17 protein-coding genes are annotated in these 19,175 nt (G+C 44.9%); 4 read left to right on the top strand and 13 right to left on the bottom strand.

Annotated features, from left to right (window positions below; translation table 11 throughout):
• Window positions 1-26 precede the first annotated feature (26 nt).
• Window positions 27-755: a two-component system response regulator BtsR gene (gene btsR / locus DBX26_RS02505; protein WP_014230871.1), complete on the top strand. Its 729-nt coding sequence runs from the start codon at window positions 27-29 to the stop codon at window positions 753-755.
• Between the two features lie 66 nt (window positions 756-821).
• Here btsR and ispH read toward each other — a convergent pair whose 3' ends face one another.
• The 6 genes from ispH to murJ form a co-directional block, all read right to left on the bottom strand.
• Window positions 822-1,787, bottom strand: a complete 966-nt coding sequence (ispH, locus tag DBX26_RS02500) for a 4-hydroxy-3-methylbut-2-enyl diphosphate reductase (protein WP_020335931.1) — start codon at window positions 1,785-1,787, stop codon at window positions 822-824.
• A gap of 24 nt (window positions 1,788-1,811) precedes the next feature.
• Entirely contained in the window at window positions 1,812-2,243 is a 432-nt protein-coding gene (fkpB, locus tag DBX26_RS02495) for an FKBP-type peptidyl-prolyl cis-trans isomerase (protein WP_118117751.1), read from the bottom strand.
• 188 nt (window positions 2,244-2,431) lie between these two features.
• Window positions 2,432-2,932 carry a signal peptidase II gene (gene lspA / locus DBX26_RS02490; RefSeq protein WP_014230868.1) on the bottom strand — a complete coding sequence of 167 codons (501 nt, stop codon included), beginning with the start codon at window positions 2,930-2,932 and terminating at the stop codon, window positions 2,432-2,434.
• Between the two features lie 216 nt (window positions 2,933-3,148).
• Window positions 3,149-5,977, bottom strand: a complete 2,829-nt coding sequence (ileS, locus tag DBX26_RS02485; RefSeq protein WP_014230867.1) for an isoleucine--tRNA ligase — start codon at window positions 5,975-5,977, stop codon at window positions 3,149-3,151.
• Between the two features lie 64 nt (window positions 5,978-6,041).
• Window positions 6,042-6,977 (bottom strand): bifunctional riboflavin kinase/FAD synthetase, encoded by a 936-nt coding sequence (ribF, locus tag DBX26_RS02480; RefSeq protein WP_118117749.1) that lies wholly within the window; start codon window positions 6,975-6,977, stop codon window positions 6,042-6,044.
• A gap of 70 nt (window positions 6,978-7,047) precedes the next feature.
• Complete coding sequence (murJ, locus tag DBX26_RS02475; RefSeq protein ID WP_014230865.1) at window positions 7,048-8,610, bottom strand: murein biosynthesis integral membrane protein MurJ; 1,563 nt, start codon at window positions 8,608-8,610, stop codon at window positions 7,048-7,050.
• A gap of 294 nt (window positions 8,611-8,904) precedes the next feature.
• On the opposite strand from murJ, the gene rpsT reads away from it, so the two are divergent.
• Window positions 8,905-9,165, top strand: a complete 261-nt coding sequence (gene rpsT, locus DBX26_RS02470) for a 30S ribosomal protein S20 (RefSeq protein WP_014230864.1) — start codon at window positions 8,905-8,907, stop codon at window positions 9,163-9,165.
• Between the two features lie 190 nt (window positions 9,166-9,355).
• Here rpsT and DBX26_RS02465 read toward each other — a convergent pair whose 3' ends face one another.
• On the bottom strand, window positions 9,356-9,652 hold the full coding sequence (locus DBX26_RS02465; RefSeq protein WP_014230863.1) for a metalloregulator ArsR/SmtB family transcription factor: 297 nt from the start codon (window positions 9,650-9,652) through the stop codon (window positions 9,356-9,358).
• Between the two features lie 292 nt (window positions 9,653-9,944).
• Window positions 9,945-10,835: a transcriptional activator NhaR gene (nhaR, locus tag DBX26_RS02460; protein WP_014230862.1), complete on the bottom strand. Its 891-nt coding sequence runs from the start codon at window positions 10,833-10,835 to the stop codon at window positions 9,945-9,947.
• A gap of 379 nt (window positions 10,836-11,214) precedes the next feature.
• On the opposite strand from nhaR, the gene DBX26_RS02455 reads away from it, so the two are divergent.
• Together DBX26_RS02455 and DBX26_RS02450 are read left to right on the top strand one after the other, a co-directional pair.
• The gene (locus DBX26_RS02455) at window positions 11,215-12,363 is read left to right on the top strand and encodes a Na/Pi symporter (protein ID WP_014230861.1); all 1,149 of its coding nucleotides are present in this window, start codon (window positions 11,215-11,217) and stop codon (window positions 12,361-12,363) included.
• A 207-nt stretch (window positions 12,364-12,570) separates the two neighbouring features.
• Window positions 12,571-13,713, top strand: coding sequence for a flavohemoglobin expression-modulating QEGLA motif protein (locus DBX26_RS02450; RefSeq protein WP_014230860.1), 1,143 nt, complete (start codon window positions 12,571-12,573; stop codon window positions 13,711-13,713).
• A 60-nt stretch (window positions 13,714-13,773) separates the two neighbouring features.
• On the opposite strand, the gene DBX26_RS02445 is transcribed toward DBX26_RS02450, so the two are convergent.
• The 5 genes from DBX26_RS02445 to rppH are packed head-to-tail and all read right to left on the bottom strand — an operon-like array spanning window position 13,774 to window position 19,067.
• Window positions 13,774-14,625, bottom strand: a complete 852-nt coding sequence (locus DBX26_RS02445; RefSeq protein WP_014230859.1) for a thymidylate synthase — start codon at window positions 14,623-14,625, stop codon at window positions 13,774-13,776.
• Window positions 14,626-14,634: 9 nt separating this feature from the next.
• Window positions 14,635-15,456, bottom strand: coding sequence for a prolipoprotein diacylglyceryl transferase (gene lgt / locus DBX26_RS02440; protein WP_118117747.1), 822 nt, complete (start codon window positions 15,454-15,456; stop codon window positions 14,635-14,637).
• Between the two features lie 39 nt (window positions 15,457-15,495).
• Window positions 15,496-16,287, bottom strand: a complete 792-nt coding sequence (locus tag DBX26_RS02435) for a sulfite exporter TauE/SafE family protein (RefSeq protein WP_014230857.1) — start codon at window positions 16,285-16,287, stop codon at window positions 15,496-15,498.
• A 9-nt stretch (window positions 16,288-16,296) separates the two neighbouring features.
• Window positions 16,297-18,543: a phosphoenolpyruvate--protein phosphotransferase gene (gene ptsP, locus DBX26_RS02430; RefSeq protein ID WP_118117745.1), complete on the bottom strand. Its 2,247-nt coding sequence runs from the start codon at window positions 18,541-18,543 to the stop codon at window positions 16,297-16,299.
• A 2-nt stretch (window positions 18,544-18,545) separates the two neighbouring features.
• On the bottom strand, window positions 18,546-19,067 hold the full coding sequence (gene rppH / locus DBX26_RS02425) for an RNA pyrophosphohydrolase (RefSeq protein ID WP_005381953.1): 522 nt from the start codon (window positions 19,065-19,067) through the stop codon (window positions 18,546-18,548).
• Window positions 19,068-19,175: the final 108 nt, after the last annotated feature.

Here is a 19,175-nt window from a genome sequence, read left to right as displayed (position 1 = left end):
GTCGCAATACTACAAGGTAAGAATGGATGTTAACCGCACTCGTCATTGATGATGAACAATTTGCTCGTGAAGAATTAGCCGAATTGTTGTCCGAAACAGGCCAGGTAGAGGTGATAGGTGATGCCTCAAACGCCATTCTTGGCCTGAAGAAAATCAATGAGCTTAAACCTGACGTGGTGTTCCTGGATATTCAAATGCCACAAGTCACGGGCATTGAGCTGCTTGGTATGCTTGATCCGGAAACCATGCCCTACGTGGTCTTTGTGACCGCTTATGACCAGTATGCTATTCAGGCTTTTGAAGACAACGCGTTTGATTATTTGCTGAAACCCGTCGATCCGGAGCGACTCAACAAGACAGTGAAGCGTCTGCATAAGACCATTAGCCAGTCGACACTGACTCAACAGCTCTCCGCGATAACGCCTGATACGTTAGACCAAATACCTTGTATTGGTCACAACCGCATTGTGATCATGGCAACTGACACAGTGGAATGCGCCTATAGTGATATCAGCGGTGTACACGTTCGCTCAATTAACCAAACTGCCAGTACGCAGTTAACACTGAAAACAATTGAAGAAAAAACGCCACTGGTGCGATGTCACCGTCAGTACCTAGTCAGTATCAAAGCGATTAGCGAAATAAAATTATTAGAAAATGGCTTAGCGGAAATCATCACTAAAACTGGCTTTGAGATCCCAGTGAGTCGTCGCTATCTAAAAGTACTCAAAGAGATGCTCGGTATCAGCCATTAAGCACCAAGCTATTGAATCAAAAAAGGCGACCCTGAGGTCGCCTTTTGCCTATTCGAAAACTGGATATCAGTCTACTTGCTTGATTTGTAGCTCTTTTGGTACTTCAAAGAACATGTTCTCTTCGCGGCCTAAAACCTCGTCCACAGCGCGCGCACCGACCATCTCTTTAATACGCTCAAGGATTTGGTTAACCAGTTCCTCAGGCGCTGAAGCACCAGCAGTAACACCGACTTTCGTTTTGCCATCAAACCATTCAGGTTTAATGTCTTCAGGGCAATCCGTCAAATAGCCTGGTGTACCCAGTTTCTCTGCCAGTTCTTTTAGACGGGTCGAATTTGATGAGTTCTTGGAACCCACGACGACCATCACATCCACTTCACTTGCCATTTCTCGAACGGCATCCTGACGGTTTTGAGTCGCGTAGCAGATGTCATCTTTTCGCGGCCCCTGAATATCAGGAAATACGCGGCGCAGCTCTTCAATCACGTCTGCCGTCTCATCAACAGAAAGCGTGGTTTGGCTTACGTAATGCAGATCGGAAGGATCTTTAACGATCGCTTTTAGCTTCTCTACATCAGCAGGTGTTTCCACTAAGTACATACCGCCAGTTTCACTCGCGTACTGACCCATCGTGCCTTCCACTTCAGGGTGACCGGCGTGGCCGATCAGTACCACTTCCATATTACGACGGCTGGCGCGAGCCACTTCCATATGAACTTTAGTCACCAACGGACACGTTGCATCAAACACAGTAAGGTCACGTTGTTTGGCTTCTTGGCGAACCGCTTGCGATACACCATGAGCAGAAAAAATCACAATGTTGTTATCAGGCACTTCATGCAACTCTTCTACGAAGATCGCACCACGTTGTTTTAGCCCTTCAACGACAAAACGGTTGTGCACCACTTCATGACGGACATAAATCGGTGGCTGATACATTTCAAGCGCACGCTCTACGATGCTAATCGCACGGTCAACGCCAGCACAAAAACCGCGTGGGTTAGCTAATAGGATTTTCATTTCATTGCTCATGGAAGTTATCTTTACTTGGGTTCGCTATTCTACTGACAAAATCTCAACTTCGAAAGTCACGTCTTGCCCTGCCAGAGGGTGGTTGAAGTCAACCGTTACTGAATCACCTGCAATTTCAGTGATGATGCCTGGGATTTCCATACCATCAGGGCCACTAAATGCCATGATGGTACCCACTTCCACTTCTGCGTCACCGACAAATTTGGTGCGATCCATGTGGTGGATATGATCTGGGTTTGGCATACCAAACGCATCTTGCGCTTTTAGTTCAATCGCTTTTTGCTCACCAGACTGCAGGCCAACCAGACATTGTTCAAAGTTTTCGCTCAGGCTACCATCACCCATTACAAATTTAGCGGGCTTACCCATGTTATGGGTGCTGTCTGCAACTGAACCATCTTTCATTTTAATGGTGAAGTGTAGAGTTACTACAGATTCTTTAGTAATTGTTGTCACGTTACTGCTTCCTTTTTCTTGGATAATACCAATCCACGGTAAACAACTGGTCACTTATTTACTGTGATCGGTTTAAGCGCTTTTCACTTTATTTATTAAGGTGCGCTAGTTTGCGCTCCAACATAATAAAAAGCGCCGCTCGAATCAACGGGCGACGCTTAGGGTTATTTTAATATTGTCGGCAAGCGTTACTTCTCAGCATCTTTTTTACGAAAACCATCAAGAATGATCATCGCAGCCCCCATACAGATCGCCATGTCTGCAAGGTTGAATGCTGGCCAATGGTAATTACCCCAGTAGAAATCTAGATAATCAACCACAAAGCCATGAATCACTCGGTCGAAGACATTGCCTACCGCGCCACCAATAATCATGGCATACGCAATATTATTCCACTTTTCATTCGCTGGTAACTTGCTCATCCAGTAGGTCAACAGACCTGACACGATGAAGGCAATGCCAGTGAAGAACCAACGTTGCCAGCCAGCTTGATCACTCAAGAAGCTAAATGCTGCACCATAGTTATGGACATATAGAAGGTTAAAGAAAGGCAAAATTTCAATGCGGTTTGCCCAACCGAACCCCATGTTGTTCATCACAACGTACTTGATGCCAATATCAGCTAAAAAAATCACAATCGCCAGCCATAGCCAACGTACACCAGATTGCTTTAATGGAATATGACTCATTTCTATCCCTATCTCAATCAACTAACCCATTGCACTCAGACCATCCCCTAAATAGAGAACGAGTACGATAAGGAACCTAATCCGTCACTAATACCAAAGAGTTTTAATTCGCTGGTTATCCTCTTGCAAGGATAATGCGAAATTGGGCAATAAAAATAACCCCAGTAGATACTGGGGCTATAAAATTGTGAAAAAATTCAGTCGTTACTTTGCTAATTATGCAAACTTACGTACTTCGCCTTCACCTTCAACGTTCGATACACAACGGCCACAGATTTTCTCGTGACCAGCGATTGTGCCTACGTCTGGAGTGTGGTGCCAACAACGGTCACATTTCTCAGACTCTGTTGCTTTCACTTCAACGAACAGGCCTTCGATATCCGTCGCTTGTGCTGCGTCTGACTTCTCGCTTAGTGGTTTCACTGTTGCTGCAGAAGTTAGTAGTACGAAACGTAGTTCATCGTCCAGCTTATTGATTTTCGCTTCTAGCGCGTCATCAGCAAACAGCGTCAACTCAGCTTGCAGTGCACCACCGATGGTTTTCTCTGCACGTGCTGCTTCTAGAAGTTTGTTTACCGCACCACGAACTTTCTGGATTTCAGTCCAGAAGTCGTTGTTTAGCTCTTCACCTTCATTCAGACCAAACAAGCCTTCGTACCATTCATCGCAAAGTACAAACTTCTCACGCTTACCTGGCATTTCGTTCCAGATTTCGTCAGCAGTAAACGACATGATAGGCGCCATCCAGCGAACCAAAGCTTCTACGATGTAGTAAAGCGCAGTCTGACAGCTACGTTGAGCGTGACCGCCACGTTTTGCTGTGTACTGACGGTCTTTAATAACGTCTAGGTAGAAAGAACCCATTTCGATTGAACAGAAGTGCATTAGACGCTGCATTACCGCATGCGTGTTGTACTCGCCGTACGCTTTTACGATCTCTTCTTGAGCAGCAAGTGCACGACCTACAGCCCAACGATCCAACGCAACCATCTCTTCTGCAGGAACGATGTCTGTTTCTGGGTTAAAGCCGTTTAGGTTAGCAAGGAAGAAACGTGACGTGTTACGGATACGACGGTACGCATCTGCACTACGTTTTAGGATTTCATCAGAAACCGCAACTTCACCAGTGTAGTCTGTAGAAGCAACCCATAGACGCAGGATATCTGCACCTAGCTTGTTAGTTACGTCTTTTGGCGCAACAACGTTACCGATAGATTTCGACATCTTGCGGCCATGGCCATCAACAACGAAACCGTGAGTCAGTACTTGTTTGTACGGCGCTTCGTCTTTCATCGCGATAGATGAAATCAGAGAAGACTGGAACCAACCACGGTGTTGGTCAGAACCTTCTAGGTATAGGTCAGCACTGTGGCCGTTGTACTCTTCACGAGCATCAACAACTGAGAAGTGCGTAACACCAGAGTCAAACCAAACGTCTAGCGTATCCAGTACTTTTTCGTACTGCTCTGCTTCGTCGCCTAATAGTTCTGCTGCGTCTACATCCCACCATGCCTGAATGCCTTTTTCTTCAACCAGCTTCGCTACTTTTTCGATCAGCTCAAGCGTGTTTGGATGAAGTTCTGCTGTCTCTTTATGTACAAACAGAGCGATTGGCACACCCCAGGTACGTTGACGAGAGATACACCACTCAGGGCGACCTTCGATCATACCTTCAATACGGCTTTGACCCCATTCAGGCATCCATTGCACGCCTTTGATTGCTTCTAGTGCTTTTGCACGTAGACCAGCCTGATCCATAGAAACGAACCATTGAGGTGTTGCACGGAAAATGATTGGAGTCTTATGACGCCAGCAGTGTGGGTAGCTGTGCTCGTAAGCGTGGTGATGCAGTAGCGCGCCTTTTTCTTTTAGCGTTTCAACCACAGCATCGTTCGCTTTAAATACGTGCTGGCCAGCAAATAGCTCAGTGTCTGGCAGGTAAACGCCGTTTGAGCCCACTGGGTTTGCTACTTCTAGGTCGTATTTTTGACCAACTGCGAAGTCTTCCTGACCGTGGCCAGGCGCAGTGTGAACAACACCCGTACCTGAGTCAGTTGTAACGTGATCGCCTAGGATCGCCGGTACAGTGAAATCGTAGAATGGGTGTTGGAACTGAGAAAGCTCTAAATCCGCACCTTTAGCAAAGCCAAGGTTGTGGAAATGCTCGATACCAGCGCGATCCATGACATCTTTCGCAAGTTCAGCGGCAACGATGATACGCTCAGGGTTGTCACCTTCAACTTGGATTAGCACGTACTCAAGATCATCACGTAGACATACAGCGCGGTTTGCTGGCAGAGTCCAAGGTGTTGTCGTCCAGATAACAATAGAGATGTCACCTTTACCTTCATGACCTTCAGTCAGCTCAAACTTAGATAAAAGTGCCGCTTCGTCCGCAGTTTTAAAACGTACGTCGATAGACGGAGAAACTTTATCTTTGTATTCCACTTCTGCTTCAGCAAGAGCAGAACCACAATCTGTACACCAGTGAACCGGTTTGAAACCTTTTAGCAGGTGACCTTTGCTCGCGATTTTACCAAGCGCACGAATGATGTTCGCTTCAGTATCAAAATCCATAGTGCGGTATGGCTTATCCCACTCACCCAAGATACCAAGACGCTTGAAGCTCTCTTTTTGACCTTCAACCTGGCCTGCTGCGTATTCACGACATTTTTCGCGGAATTCAGCTGCAGTCACTTTTTGGCCTGGTTTGCCCACTTTCTTCTCTACCATCAATTCGATAGGTAGACCGTGGCAGTCCCAGCCTGGGATGTAAGGTGCGTCAAAACCTGAAAGTGTTTTGGATTTAATAATAATGTCTTTAAGAATCTTGTTTAGTGCGTGACCAATGTGAATGTCACCATTTGCGTAAGGAGGGCCATCGTGCAGTACGAATGACTTTTTGCCTTTCTTAGCTTTACGGATTTCACCGTAAAGATCTTCTTTGTACCAACGCTTAAGCATTTCTGGCTCACGATTGGCCAGGTTGCCGCGCATTGGAAACCCTGTTTCAGGTAAGTTCAGGGTATCTTTATACTCACTCATCGATTCTTAATTCCGTTATATTGGGCGAAAATTAGACATTATGTTGAACGGTGGAATAAACCGCTCAACTCTTAAGCTGACGCAGCCACACCCTTGCTGCTTCAGCATCCAATTCGATTTGTTGTTTAAGTGCTTCAAACGACTCAAACTTTTGCTCATCTCGAAGTTTGTGCAAAAGTTCCACTTCTAATTGCTTGCCATACAAATTGGCATGAAAGTCAAATAAGTGTACTTCTAACTGTTGGCGAACGCCATTTACCGTTGGTCTTTGGCCAATGTTAGCCACGCCACCAATTGGCTTATCACCAATGCCTAGCGCTTGAACAACAAAGACTCCGGATACCGGAGATACACAGCGTTTCAAAGGAATATTCGCAGTAGGAAAACCAATGGTTCTGCCTAGCTTTCTTCCATGAGAAACACGACCGCTGATGCTGTAATTTCTTCCCAGCATCTCATGTGCGGAATGCAAGTCATCACGAGCCAGGGCTTCCCGAATAGCGGTACTGCTCACTCGTAATCGTTGTAAACAAAAGCTTTGGGTACTGACGACTTCAAAGCCGTACTTTTCCCCTGCTTCCTGCAACATGGCAAAGCTCCCGCTGCGGCCTTTACCAAAGCAGAAGTCATCACCAACGACAAGAAACTTAACACCCAATCGCTCTACCAACAAGTCACGGATAAACTCTTCCGCCGTCAAGTTGGCAAAATGTCGATTAAAATTGACACACAGCAATCGATCAATGTCTAGTTTACTTAACTGGACAAACTTATCGCGCAGTCGTGTCAACCTTGCTGGTGCCTTGCCTTTAGCAAACAGCTCCATTGGCTGAGGTTCAAAGGTCATCACAACCGAAGGTAACGAAAGTTCCTTTGCCTGTTCAGACACTTGTTGCAACACTTGCTGATGTCCTCTGTGGACACCATCGAAATTGCCAATAGTCAGAACACACCCATAGTGACGCGATGTGATATTGTGAATGCCTCTGATCAGTTCCATTGGATACTGCTTTTTGCCTCTGTTTTTACTTTGCACTGTGTGAAACTGACGGATTATATACTAATCACCCTTACTCTGTCCCAGCTTTTAGGTCTTTTAAGCGCACACCTGTTAAAAATAGAACGACAAGGTAAACCGCCGCTCCCAACGCGATCAACATTCCTAATACACCGCTACGGTATGCAAAACTCCACTCGAGCCAGACAGACATATCTTCCAATTGCCACAAAATCGCTGCAACCATCGCAGCCCCGGCAATCACCAAGCGTAGAATAAAGAAGATAGTGCGCTTAGTTATCTGATAAACCTCAGCTAAGTGCAAACCTCGGTATAGCAGCACCATATTGACGAGAGCAGATAACGCGGTTGCGATAGCCAAACCAACATAGCCATAGAAATAAGCGAAAATGGCATTAAATACCATATTCGTCACCATAGCTATGATGCCGTATTTCACCGGCGTTTTAGTATCCTGACGCGAGTAGTAGCCCGGTGCGAGTACCTTGATCAACATAAAGTTCAGTAAGCCAGATGCGTAGGCTAACAGAGAAAGTGAAGCTTGGTGTACGTCCTGCGGCGAAAACTCACCACGCATAAATAGCACCATCAGCATTGGTTTCGCCAACACCATCAACCCCAACATGGCTGGAATACCGAGTAGCGTAACCATGCGTACACCCCAGTCCATAGTATGAGCAAATCCTTCGCTGTGGGCATCAACGTGCTTACGAGAAAGTGCCGGTAGAATCACGGTCGCAATAGCAATACCAAAGAGCCCAAGAGGAAACTCCAGCAAGCGGTCTGAGTAATACAGCCAGCTGATTGACCCTGTTTGTAGAAAACTGGCAATAAAGGTATCAAATAATAAGTTGATCTGGCTGACTGAAACACCAAACAAAGCAGGGATCATCAAGGTACGTATCTTTACTACCCCCGGATCGCGCCAACCCCATTTAGGTTTGACCATCACGCCTGCTTTAATAAGGAAAGGAATTTGAAACAGGAACTGAACTAAGCCACCTAAGAAAACACCAATCGCAAGGCCAATCTCAGGCTGTGACATCTGCGGCGAAATAAACCAAGCCGACAGTATGATCATGACGTTCAAAAATACGGGGGTAAATGACGAAACGGCAAACTTACCGAGTGTATTGAGGATCGCGCCAGACAGTGCGACGAAAGTAATGAACCATAAATAGGGGAACGTAATTTTGAGCATCATACTAGCGAGCTCAAACTTTTCGGCAGATGGCCCGCCGTTCATCCAATCTAAAAACCAGCCGAAGCCGAATAGTGCGGTGACAACGCCAGAGCCAAGTACGCCAAACAGGGTCACTACCGAAACGATGACCCCTAGAGTCCCCGCGGCTCGGGCGATGAGCTCCCGTGTTTTGTCCATATCGCCTTGAGCATGGCTTTCGGTTAGTACTGGTACAAATGCTTGAGAAAATGCACCTTCTGCAAACAAACGACGTAAGAAGTTTGGAATTTTATTAGCAAAGAAAAAGACGTCTGCGCTTGCTCCTGCCCCCATTAAATTCGCCACTACCACATCACGGACTAAGCCTAAAACGCGCGAAATAAGAGTCATAGCACTGACGATCATGCCTGACTTGAGTAGTCGTTTACTCACTGTAACCTCGGAATATCACTATAAGACAGCCAACCCTATACCGTTAAGCTTGTGGAGGCTCTAAATAGACGTCAAAAATTTATCCACCTATTGTTAGTTCTGAGTGGATAATTATTAGCATTGGTATAAAAATGCTGTTAGAATCCCCGCCATCTTAACCGCGATGACCTCTCTTACCAAAACTTGTTTTGGTTTAGAACGGTTTTTGCACAAATCATTTGACATTTAAGCGCAAATGAGGGATATTCCTCGCCCTTAAATTGTCACAGAACTAAGTTTTTGGGAGTTAGACCCTTGGCAAATAGTAAATCTGCTAAGAAGCGCGCTATCCAAGCTGAGAAACGTCGTCAGCACAATGCTAGCCGTCGCTCAATGATGCGTACTTACATGAAGAAAACTGTTGCTGCTATCGAAGCAGGCGACAAAGAAGCTGCAACTGCTGCATTCGCTGTAGTTACACCTATCCTAGACCGCATGGCAACTAAAGGCCTTATTCACAAGAATAAAGCAGCTCGCCATAAGTCTCGTTTCACTGCACAAATCAAAGCTCTTTAATAGAGTCCTGATTTTAAAGTGAAGAAAAAACCGACTTTATGTCGGTTTTTTTATATCTGAAATTCGTCAAAATCGATATCAAGATAAAAAAAGCTGGCACTGCCAGCTTTTCTTTTTCTGATGACCAATCTAGTGGCTTCTCAACGCTGCCAGCCTGAAATCACCATGTCACATTCTTTAATCAAAATGATTAATTGGCACAGTATAGGCCGTGAAGCGTTTTGATCAGTGTTTTGACCTCGTCACTCTTCAAGGTGTAATACACCGTTTGCGCTTCTTTTCTTGTTGCGACTAACTCATCACGTCGTAGCCAAGCAAGGTGCTGTGACAACGCCGACTGGCTTAGCTCCAATTTTGCACACAGCTCTCCAACAGAAAGCTCTTGGTTATGCAGCATACAAAGAATTTGTAAGCGTCTTTCGTTCGCCATCGCTTTAAGCAATACGACAGCTTTAGCGGAGTTTTTCTCCATGTCTTGTAAATTCATGTGTTGGACCTCTAGCTACAACTTACTCATTCCAACTCGGGCTAGCTAGTTGTGATACAAAAATTTTCTCGTGACATCCAGATAAATAATCAGAGTCTCAATATTGATAACTTTAACCTAGGTTCTCGATTGTAGGTAAAGCTAGTAAGTCTTAACCACCAGCGTTAATTCACCCTATCTCGATACGCCATTTGCACGTTCAAAAAACCAGTCGAAGTTATTTAAGTCTCATTTAGATTTAGGTTTATATTTTTGTCGATAGTAATCTATTTATTTGCGCAACGATACGTGTTTATTCAAACATTTGGCTAAAATCAGCGTCACAAACATTCTTTACTGCGGGATGCTGGATCATCCGCTCCGCAAAAATAACATAATACTCTTCTTTTAAATCATCCACATGACCGATTAGTTGTAACTTTCGGTCGTCTTCAATTTCGGACATGTACATGGTCGGAGCCAGAAATATCACATCATCATGGTATCGTGCGAAGGCTTTCATCAAGGCAACATCGTCAAATTCGCCTAAAATATCAGGCTGTAAACCTTGTCGGTCAAACCACTGAATGACTTTGCGCCCCATTGCTGTGCGACTAGCTGGTATCAACAGCTTTTTCTGTTCCAATATTTCGGGGAAATTTACCTCTCCAATTTCAAACGAGGCAAAGAAACTCATGCGGCTTTCCCCGAGTTTCTTACTATAGAGGCCTGGGCTTTGAGTTGAGTCGACCGGGCAATCAGATAAGATCATATCCAGTTTGTGTTGAGATAATCTTTCTAATAAGAGTTCATGGGTCGATTCATAACAGCGCAAATGGATGCTGTTATCTTCAGGAACGGTTGTCATGAGTACTTTACTAACCAGACGCTTTGACAATGCATCAGCCACACCGACCTCAAACAAAATATTGGAGTGCTGGCTATAATTCACGATATCTAGCATCTCATAGCTCAAACCGAACATTCGGTCGGCGTATTTAAACACGAGCTGTCCTAATTCTGTGGGCTCAACGGTTCGCCCATTGCGCTTTGTCAGCTTCCCTTTCATTCGCTCTTCGAACGCTTTAATTTGTCCGGTCACCGTTTGCGGTGTGAGGAAGAGCGCATCTGCTGCTTTAGTAACAGAGCCTTGTTTACAGACCATCCAGAAGTAGTAAAGATGATTATAATTTAGATGTGACATACCCATTTCCCGAAATGATGGTGATGTTTTTATATCAAATGTGACAGGGATAGACAATTAACTCGGCAAAACCGACAAAATAATCATTTAAACTCAGGTTTTACCGAATATGTAATATTCACATTGTCATAAAACTTGCGATAAAACCCATTTTTAAGAAATTCACCCCGTATAACGGCACCAGAAATCAAAAATAAAAACCATCTAAAAACAGCAACTTAAAAGAACAAAAACAACCACAAACTTGCAACTGTCAAAAATGACAATAAAAAATCCAAACCGCCATCAATCTGTAATATTACTGAAATATTTCTTCTCTAACATCGCCCTCAGTTTCAACTAAAGACCAAGAAAGAACTGAAAGGTCACGGAGAAAATTATGATGAACCAAGCTACTTCAACAGCGGCGCCGATCTCGAGTACGACTCGCTGGTTACGCTGGGCTAACTTGGCATTCATGCTATACCTGCTTCTTCTAGCAGTATCTATGGTTGGTAGCGGCTTTAAATGGGCCACTGGCGATCAAGCAAAAGTACTGTTTGAATTTGCATCGCACCCTGTAGCTGGTCTTATGATCGGTCTGGTAGCGACAGCCCTAATCCAATCTTCTAGTACTGTAACTTCTATTATTGTGGGCTTAGTTGCGGGCGGTTTGCCTGTAGAGACGGCGATTCCTATGGTAATGGGTGCCAACATTGGTACAACGGTTACTAATACACTTGTTTCTCTAGGTCACGTACGTTGTAAAGAAGAGTTCAAGCGTGCATTTGCTAGTGCAACGATCCATGACTTCTTCAACTTACTTGCTGTGGCGATTTTCCTTCCTTTGGAAATGATGTTCGGCATCTTAGAGAAGATTTCTCATTGGCTTGTTTCGCCGTTACTTGCAACTGGCGACATGAGCATTAAAGGCTTTAACTTCATTAAACCAATGACGAAACCTGTTGTGAGTGCAATCAAAGAGCCTCTTTCAACATTCGGTGACACAGTTGGTGGCGTGATGCTTATCATCCTTGGTATTGCAACTATCTTCGTTGCTATCACTGTGATGGGTAAACTGATGAAGAGCCTGATGGTTGGCCGAGCTCGTGACATTCTTAAGAACGCAATTGGTCGTGGTCCAATCCACGGTATCCTTTCTGGTTCTATCGTTACTGTTCTTGTGCAATCATCTTCAACAACCACGAGTTTGATGGTTCCACTAGTGGGTACTGGCGTACTAAAAGTACGTGATATCTACCCATTTACACTAGGTGCTAACATTGGTACATGTATCACAGCTCTACTGGCAGCAACGGCTGTATCTGGTGAGTTCGCAGTATTTGCACTACAAATCGCTCTGGTACACCTAGTATTCAATATTGCAGCAACGCTACTTATCTTCGGTATTCCGTTCCTACGTGAACTACCACTGAAAGGCGCTGAAATGATTTCAGAGATGGCAATTAAGAACAAAGCCGTTGTTGGTGGCTACTTGATGTCAGTATTCATTATTTTGCCAGGTGCGATTCTTGCTCTAACAGCATAATAATACCGAATTACCATCGCTTTACTTTAGGCTCCACATCGTGGAGCCTTTTTTGTATCCGCCATTTTCACAAGTATTGTTCAACGTTAAAGAGGATGAACAACAAATATTTGTTGTTCAAGTCACGTGCCTGGTGATAATTTGAGCCTTACCACTCGAATCAATCACGATGACGGTTGGTGTTGCCTTTACACGGAGTTAAACAGTATGGCTCAAGCTCACGAACCGATTTCCAGCCAGCTATTAGCAATAGACGAACAACTAACCCAACTGGTTAGTGATATTGATATCCTCAGTAGCGTAAACCCTCTCAATTACGCATTAGAAAGAGAAAGCTTCATCAACAACAAGTATTCTCAAGAGCCGAACTTTGAATACCAAAAGACGCCTCTTATCACCCACCAATCCAAACGTCTTTTGTATGAATTACCATTAGAAAATATCAAGGATACACAACTGCAAAAACTTTATGCGGATGTGATTCAATCCTATGCCGATAAGCTAGATCAGGTAGATACCATTGGTACCCAAGATTTTCTGTATAACTCGTTGCGTTACTACGGTGAGCCGAGTGCAAAGGATATCGCCAATGCGCACTTCATTTTGCACTTACCAACGGAAGAAGAAAGCCAACCAGAGCATGACAGCCATTCCATCGCTCAGTTCATGGGGAGCTTTGCAGATAGACATGGCTATGACTGTGAAATACAGGTGCTTGATGGCATGCTAGCAAATGCCCTTGTTTCTGGCTTACGCGTAAAAATAAACAGTGCTGCGTACATCACGACTGATGAGCTAGAAGCATTGGCACATCACGAGATGGGGGTCCATTTACTGACAACCATTAACGGTCGTAGACAACCTCTTAACGTCTTAAGTTTAGGTTGCCCTGCCAATACCAATACGCAGGAAGGTTTAGCGATTTTATGTGAGTACCTTTCCGGACACTTTAGCATCAAGCGATTACGTACACTGGCTCTGCGTGTGTTAGCGGTTGAATCAATGATCAAAGAACGTGATTTCCGCCAAACCTTCAGGCTGCTTAAAGAGCAATATCATACTTCAGATACACAAGCCTTCACGATTACCGCTCGTGTTTACCGCGGTGGTGGCCTGACGAAAGATTACTTATACCTACGCGGGTTTCGAGAAGTGCTCAACGCTTACGATAATCTGGGGAACGATTTCTCATTACTCTTGTGTGGTAAAACAGAGCTGAAATACTTCGATATGATTCGCTCACTGGTTAACAAAGGCATCTTTGCCCAACCAGAATTCATCAGCCCTGCACTGTCTCATCCTCAGCAAACTGACCCAATACACCGGTATATAGTCAGCGCGCTAAAATAATTGCCGTAAACGAAAAAAGCTCCATTCGGAGCTTTTTCATCTTATGACCAACAGAGCAGACTACACAGAGAATGGGTAGCGAATTGCGTCATGATATTCGTAGCCTTCGACCCAGAAGTCATCCAGCGTGACCCAAGTTTCCAAATCTTCCAGAGATTTGATTTCAGGGTTGATGTGGAAAGTTGGTGCTTTAAGTGGTTCACGTTTTAGTTGCACATCACGCATCAACTCCAGCTGATCTTCATAAATATGTGCATTCACAATCTTATGATACGCCTGACCCGGCTTCTTACCGGTAATTTGCGCCATGATAGCCAGGAAAACATAAACCTGAACCATGTTGAAGTTCAGCCCCAACGGCACATCACATGAGCGTTGTGTGCTGTTGAGGTACAACGTGTCACCGAGAAGTGAAAAGTGATGGCTGTACATACATGGACGTAAACAACCCATGTGAAATTCACCTGGGTTGTAAAAGTTAAGGATCTCACCACGGTCGTCTATGCCGCGCGTTAAATCATCAACAATCTTACGCAGTTGGTCAATGTGGCCGCCATCAGGCTTAGCCCATGCACGACCTTGAACGCCGTATACACGGCCCATGTCGTCTTCACCTTTACGGTAAGGGTTATTCAGCCATGCGTCATTCTGGTTAGCATTTGCATCCCAGGTTTTGGTGCCTAATTTGCGAAAGTCTTCTGCGTTGTCATAACCACGGATGTAACCCAGTAGCTCAGCAACAGCCGCTTTCCAGAAGCTTTTACGTGTCGTCACTAAAGGAAATTGGTTGTTCGCAACATCGTAGGTCAAATCCGCGTTGATCACCGTCAGACAACGCTTGCCTGTACGCTCATTTTCAACCCAAACACCTTGGTCAACGATACGCTGACACAAATCTAAATACTGTTTCACACCAATACCTTACTTCGTTTTAACTGGAGCTTTATCTTGGTAAAGACCACGTTTGTACGCCCAAACCATCATCAGGATTCCCAGCACGATCATCGGCGTAGACAGGATTTGTCCCATCGAAATAAAGTCACCAAACAGACCAAGCTGAGCATCCGGTTCACGTACAAACTCTACTAGGAAGCGGAATGTACCATATCCAGCTAAAAATAGCCCTGATACTGAACCGAGAGGACGCGGCTTTTTGATAAAACAGTTCAAAATGAAGAATAGAACCACGCCTTCCAGCGCCATTTCATACAACTGGGAAGGGTGACGAGGTAGAGGACCACCGTTCGGGAAAATAATCGCCCAAGGTACATCGGTGACACGCCCCCACAGCTCACTGTTCATGAAGTTACCCAGACGCCCCATTCCTAAACCAAACGGCACAAGTGGAGCAATAAAATCGGCCACACCAAAGAAAGTACGGCCGTTTTTGCGTGCGTACCAGAACATTGCTGTAATCACGCCGAGTAAGCCGCCATGGAATGACATGCCACCCGTCCAGACTTTAAACAGGTATAAAGGATCTGCCAAGAACAACTCAAAATTGTAGAAAATCACGTAACCCACTCGGCCACCAATCACTACGCCGAGAAAGCCCGCAAACAATAGATCGGACACCTGCTCTCTCGTCCAGCCACTGTTCGGTTTATCAGCACGGCGGTTCGCCAGCCATAGGGCAAAGATAAAGCCAACCAGATACATTAAGCCGTACCAGCGGATTGAGACAGGACCAATAGAGATTAAAACCGGATCAATATTGGGAAATTCGATGAATCCCTGAGACATAAATCATTCTCTTCTTAATACAAATAAAACGGATAAAATTTACAGTAACATGGTCGCCGCAATGATAATCAAAAATACGGCAAAAACTCTTTTTAATACTGCTGTAGGAAGACGGGTCGCCAGCTTCGCGCCAACTTTGGTGGTGAGCATAGAGGTCATGGCAATCGCTAATAAAGCCGGAAGATAAACATACCCAATACTGTACGCAGGTAAATTCTCAGCTTTGTAGCCGTGCAAGATAAAACCGATCATACCTGAAATAGCGATGACGCAGCCGCACACCGAAGACGAGCCCACCGCTTTTCGCATTTCAACACCATGTTTGTTGAGGAAAGGAACGGACAGCGAACCACCACCAATCCCAGCCAAACTGGACACGACACCAATGCCTGCGCCATACATTACGGTAACCGGGCTACTCGGCATGGGTTTGGATTTAAGTACTTTAATAGAGCGGAACATTTGTACCGCAAGAAGCAGCACAATCACACCAAAGAGCTTTGGCAAATAATGCGTGGGAATTAATTCAGCTAAACTGGCACCGACAAAACCACCAATTACCACTCCTGGCATCAACCACTTGACCACAAACATATCGACATTACCGAGTTTGAGATGATGCATGGCCGATGAGCCAGAGGTAATAATAATGCTCGCCAGTGAAGTCGCCAGCGCAATATGCATACTCAGCTCAGGCGAAATACCCGCAAAAGGAAGAAGATACAGCAAGGCAGGTACCACAATTAACCCGCCGCCGATACCTAACAGACCCGCCATGACACCGACAAACGCGCCCAATGCCAGCAATAACAAAAATAAAGAGACAGTCACGATTACCTACTACTTTTTGCCTGCCCTAATAAAGCCAGCGAATCCTTGTTGGATAAAGAAATCATGCATCATTTGATGAATTTCTTCTCCATATGAAAGTGTCATAGCTTGTTCCGCTAATTTTTTAAGTTCTTCTTGTTGGCTGTGACGAATCAAATACTTAACCTTAGCGACGTTAGACGTGTTCATGCTCAGACATGTATAGCCTAAGCCCAATAACAAGAGCGAACCAAACGGATCACCAGCTAACTCACCACAGATGCAAACCGGTACGTGATATTGCTGACAAACGTCATGAATCTGCTTTAGCGCCAGCAACACGGCTGGGTGCATGGATTCATAGACATCAGAAACACGGGAATTGTTCCGGTCCACGGCTAATAAATACTGGGTTAAGTCGTTGGTACCCACGGAAACGAAATCAACGCGATGTGCGATGGTCGGTAATAAGTACACCATCGATGGCACTTCGATCATAACCCCGACTTTCGGTGCCTGAATACGCTCATCAATCAACACGGCTTCAGTATATGCCTGATTAATTAAAGTAATCGCATCATCCAACTCTTTCACACCAGAGACCATTGGCAACAAAATACTTAAGTTACCGCTATCAGCGCTTGCTCTTAACATCGCGCGTAACTGGATAAGAAAAATATCCGGGTGATCTAAGGTAAAGCGAATACCGCGCCAACCTAAAAATGGGTTATCTTCATCGATAGGTAAATACGGCAGTGGTTTATCCCCACCGATATCTAATGTACGCATTACCACACGCTGATGTGCGTAACTGTTTAGTATCGCTTTGTATTGATGATACTGCTCATCTTCAGATGGAAAGTGATGCTGAAGTAAAAATGCAATTTCAGTTCGATATAACCCTACCCCATCCACACCTGTGTTGATCGCAATATTGCTGTCCGCGCTAAGACCCGCATTGAGCATCACTTCAATCTGGTGGTTATCTTGCGTAATCGCAGGTAGTGCGAGATCTTTGTTCACCATTGCGGCGAGCTCAGTCTCTTCGCTGACTAAACTGCGGTATTCACGTAATAACTGACGGTTTGGCTCGAGGAAAATCTCTCCGGTATAACCATCAACAATGCCCAACTTACCATTGACCACTTCTGTGTTGATGTTTGCGCCCATAACAGCAGGCACACCTAGTGCGCGAGATAGAATCGCCGCGTGAGAGTTTGCTCCCCCTTCTAGCGAAACCACCGCCAATAAGTGTTCTTTAGGAACCGACGCAAGTAAGGTTGCGGTAAGCTCATTCGCCACCATAATGACTGGTCGGTCAATGGCAGAATTCTCTTGCTCACTATTGTGCAAGAAATAAAGCAATCTTTGGCCCAACTCTCTGATGTCCTGCGCTCGCTCGCGCATATACACATCAGACATTCGGGCAAATCGATTTGAATACGACTCCACCACTTGGCGCAATGCCCAATCAGCTCTGTCGCCTTTCTCAATTTGTTTCTTGAGATCACCGCGCAACATCGGATCGTTCAACAAGTGAGTAAACAGATCGAAGATAGCTAACGCGTCTTTATTGATTTCACTATCCAGCTTCTTACGCATTCGGCGGAAGTCATTTAAGGCGCGTTCGATCGCCACCAGCAAGAGTTCATATTCTCGCTCTTTGTCTAACGTAGAGGCAGGAAAAACATCGGACAAGCTAGGTTGAGTATTATCAAACCAGAACTCGCCAATCGCCACGCCAGTAGACGCTGGTACGCCTTTCAGAACAGTAGGTTTAGAAGCTAACTGCCAATGACCAAGACTTTGTGCATGAGCAATCAATACCGCTAACTGAGCGGAGAGCGTCACGAGGAATGACTCTTCCATCTCGCTGAACAAACGCGGCGTTTTCTGTTGAATAACTAAAACACCCAGAACTTGTTTGCGATGGATAATAGGAGTGGCTAGGAAAGAGTGGAAAATTTGTTCTCCGAGCTGAGGGAAAAATTTAAACTCGGGATGTTTAGACGCTTCAGCAAGGTTGAGCGGCTCAGCGCTACGTTTTACTAACCCGACCAAGCCTTCATCGAAGTTGATATGGATGCTATCACCTTCAAAAGTCAGGCCTTGAGTTGCCATTAACTCAAGGCGCTGCATCTCTTCATTAGCAAGATAAATAGTACAACACTCTGTGCGAAGGGCAGCACAAGTCTCTTTAACCAATATATCGAGAGCCAGATGGACATCGTCGACTCTGGAGACTTTTTCAACTATTTCCCTTAGCTGGCTGAGCATGACTATCCTCTACGTTGCTTTTTTCTTTTCCCTTTCGCTTTTCTTTCTCGAAAAGGCATGGCTAAAGAAGCAAACTCTTTCATTGCTCGACGGTAAACGTCTCGCTTGAAAGAAACAACTTGCCTAACCGGGTACCAATAACTTACCCACCGCCAACCATCAAATTCAGGGGATTTCCCACGTTGCATATTAATGCGAGATTCATCGCATTCCAATCGCAACAGAAACCATTTCTGTTTTTGGCCGATACAAACAGGCTTGGAGTCCCAACGCACCAGTCGCTTTGGTAGCTTATATCTTAACCAATGACGACTTGTTGCAATGATTTTAACGTCTTTTTTCGTTAAACCGACTTCTTCATATAACTCCCTGAACATTGCTTGCTCAGGTGTTTCACCTTCGTCAATTCCACCTTGTGGAAATTGCCATGAGTGTTGCCCGTATCGTTTAGCCCAGAAGACCTGACCATGGTTATTACATATCACAATACCAACATTCAGTCGGTAACCATCGCCATCTATCACTGGCTAACCTCTATGAATAATTTTTTATTACCGTGATTTTTCCACATATCCCCATGACTAGCAAACTTACTGATGTGATATGAGCAAGATTTATTACTTTTCCACCAT

It is taken from the genome of Vibrio sp. dhg, assembly GCF_003443775.1.
Taxonomy (GTDB): domain Bacteria; phylum Pseudomonadota; class Gammaproteobacteria; order Enterobacterales; family Vibrionaceae; genus Vibrio; species Vibrio natriegens.
Note: the sequence above shows the minus strand (reverse complement) of the source record. Positions and strands in the feature narration are given on the sequence as shown.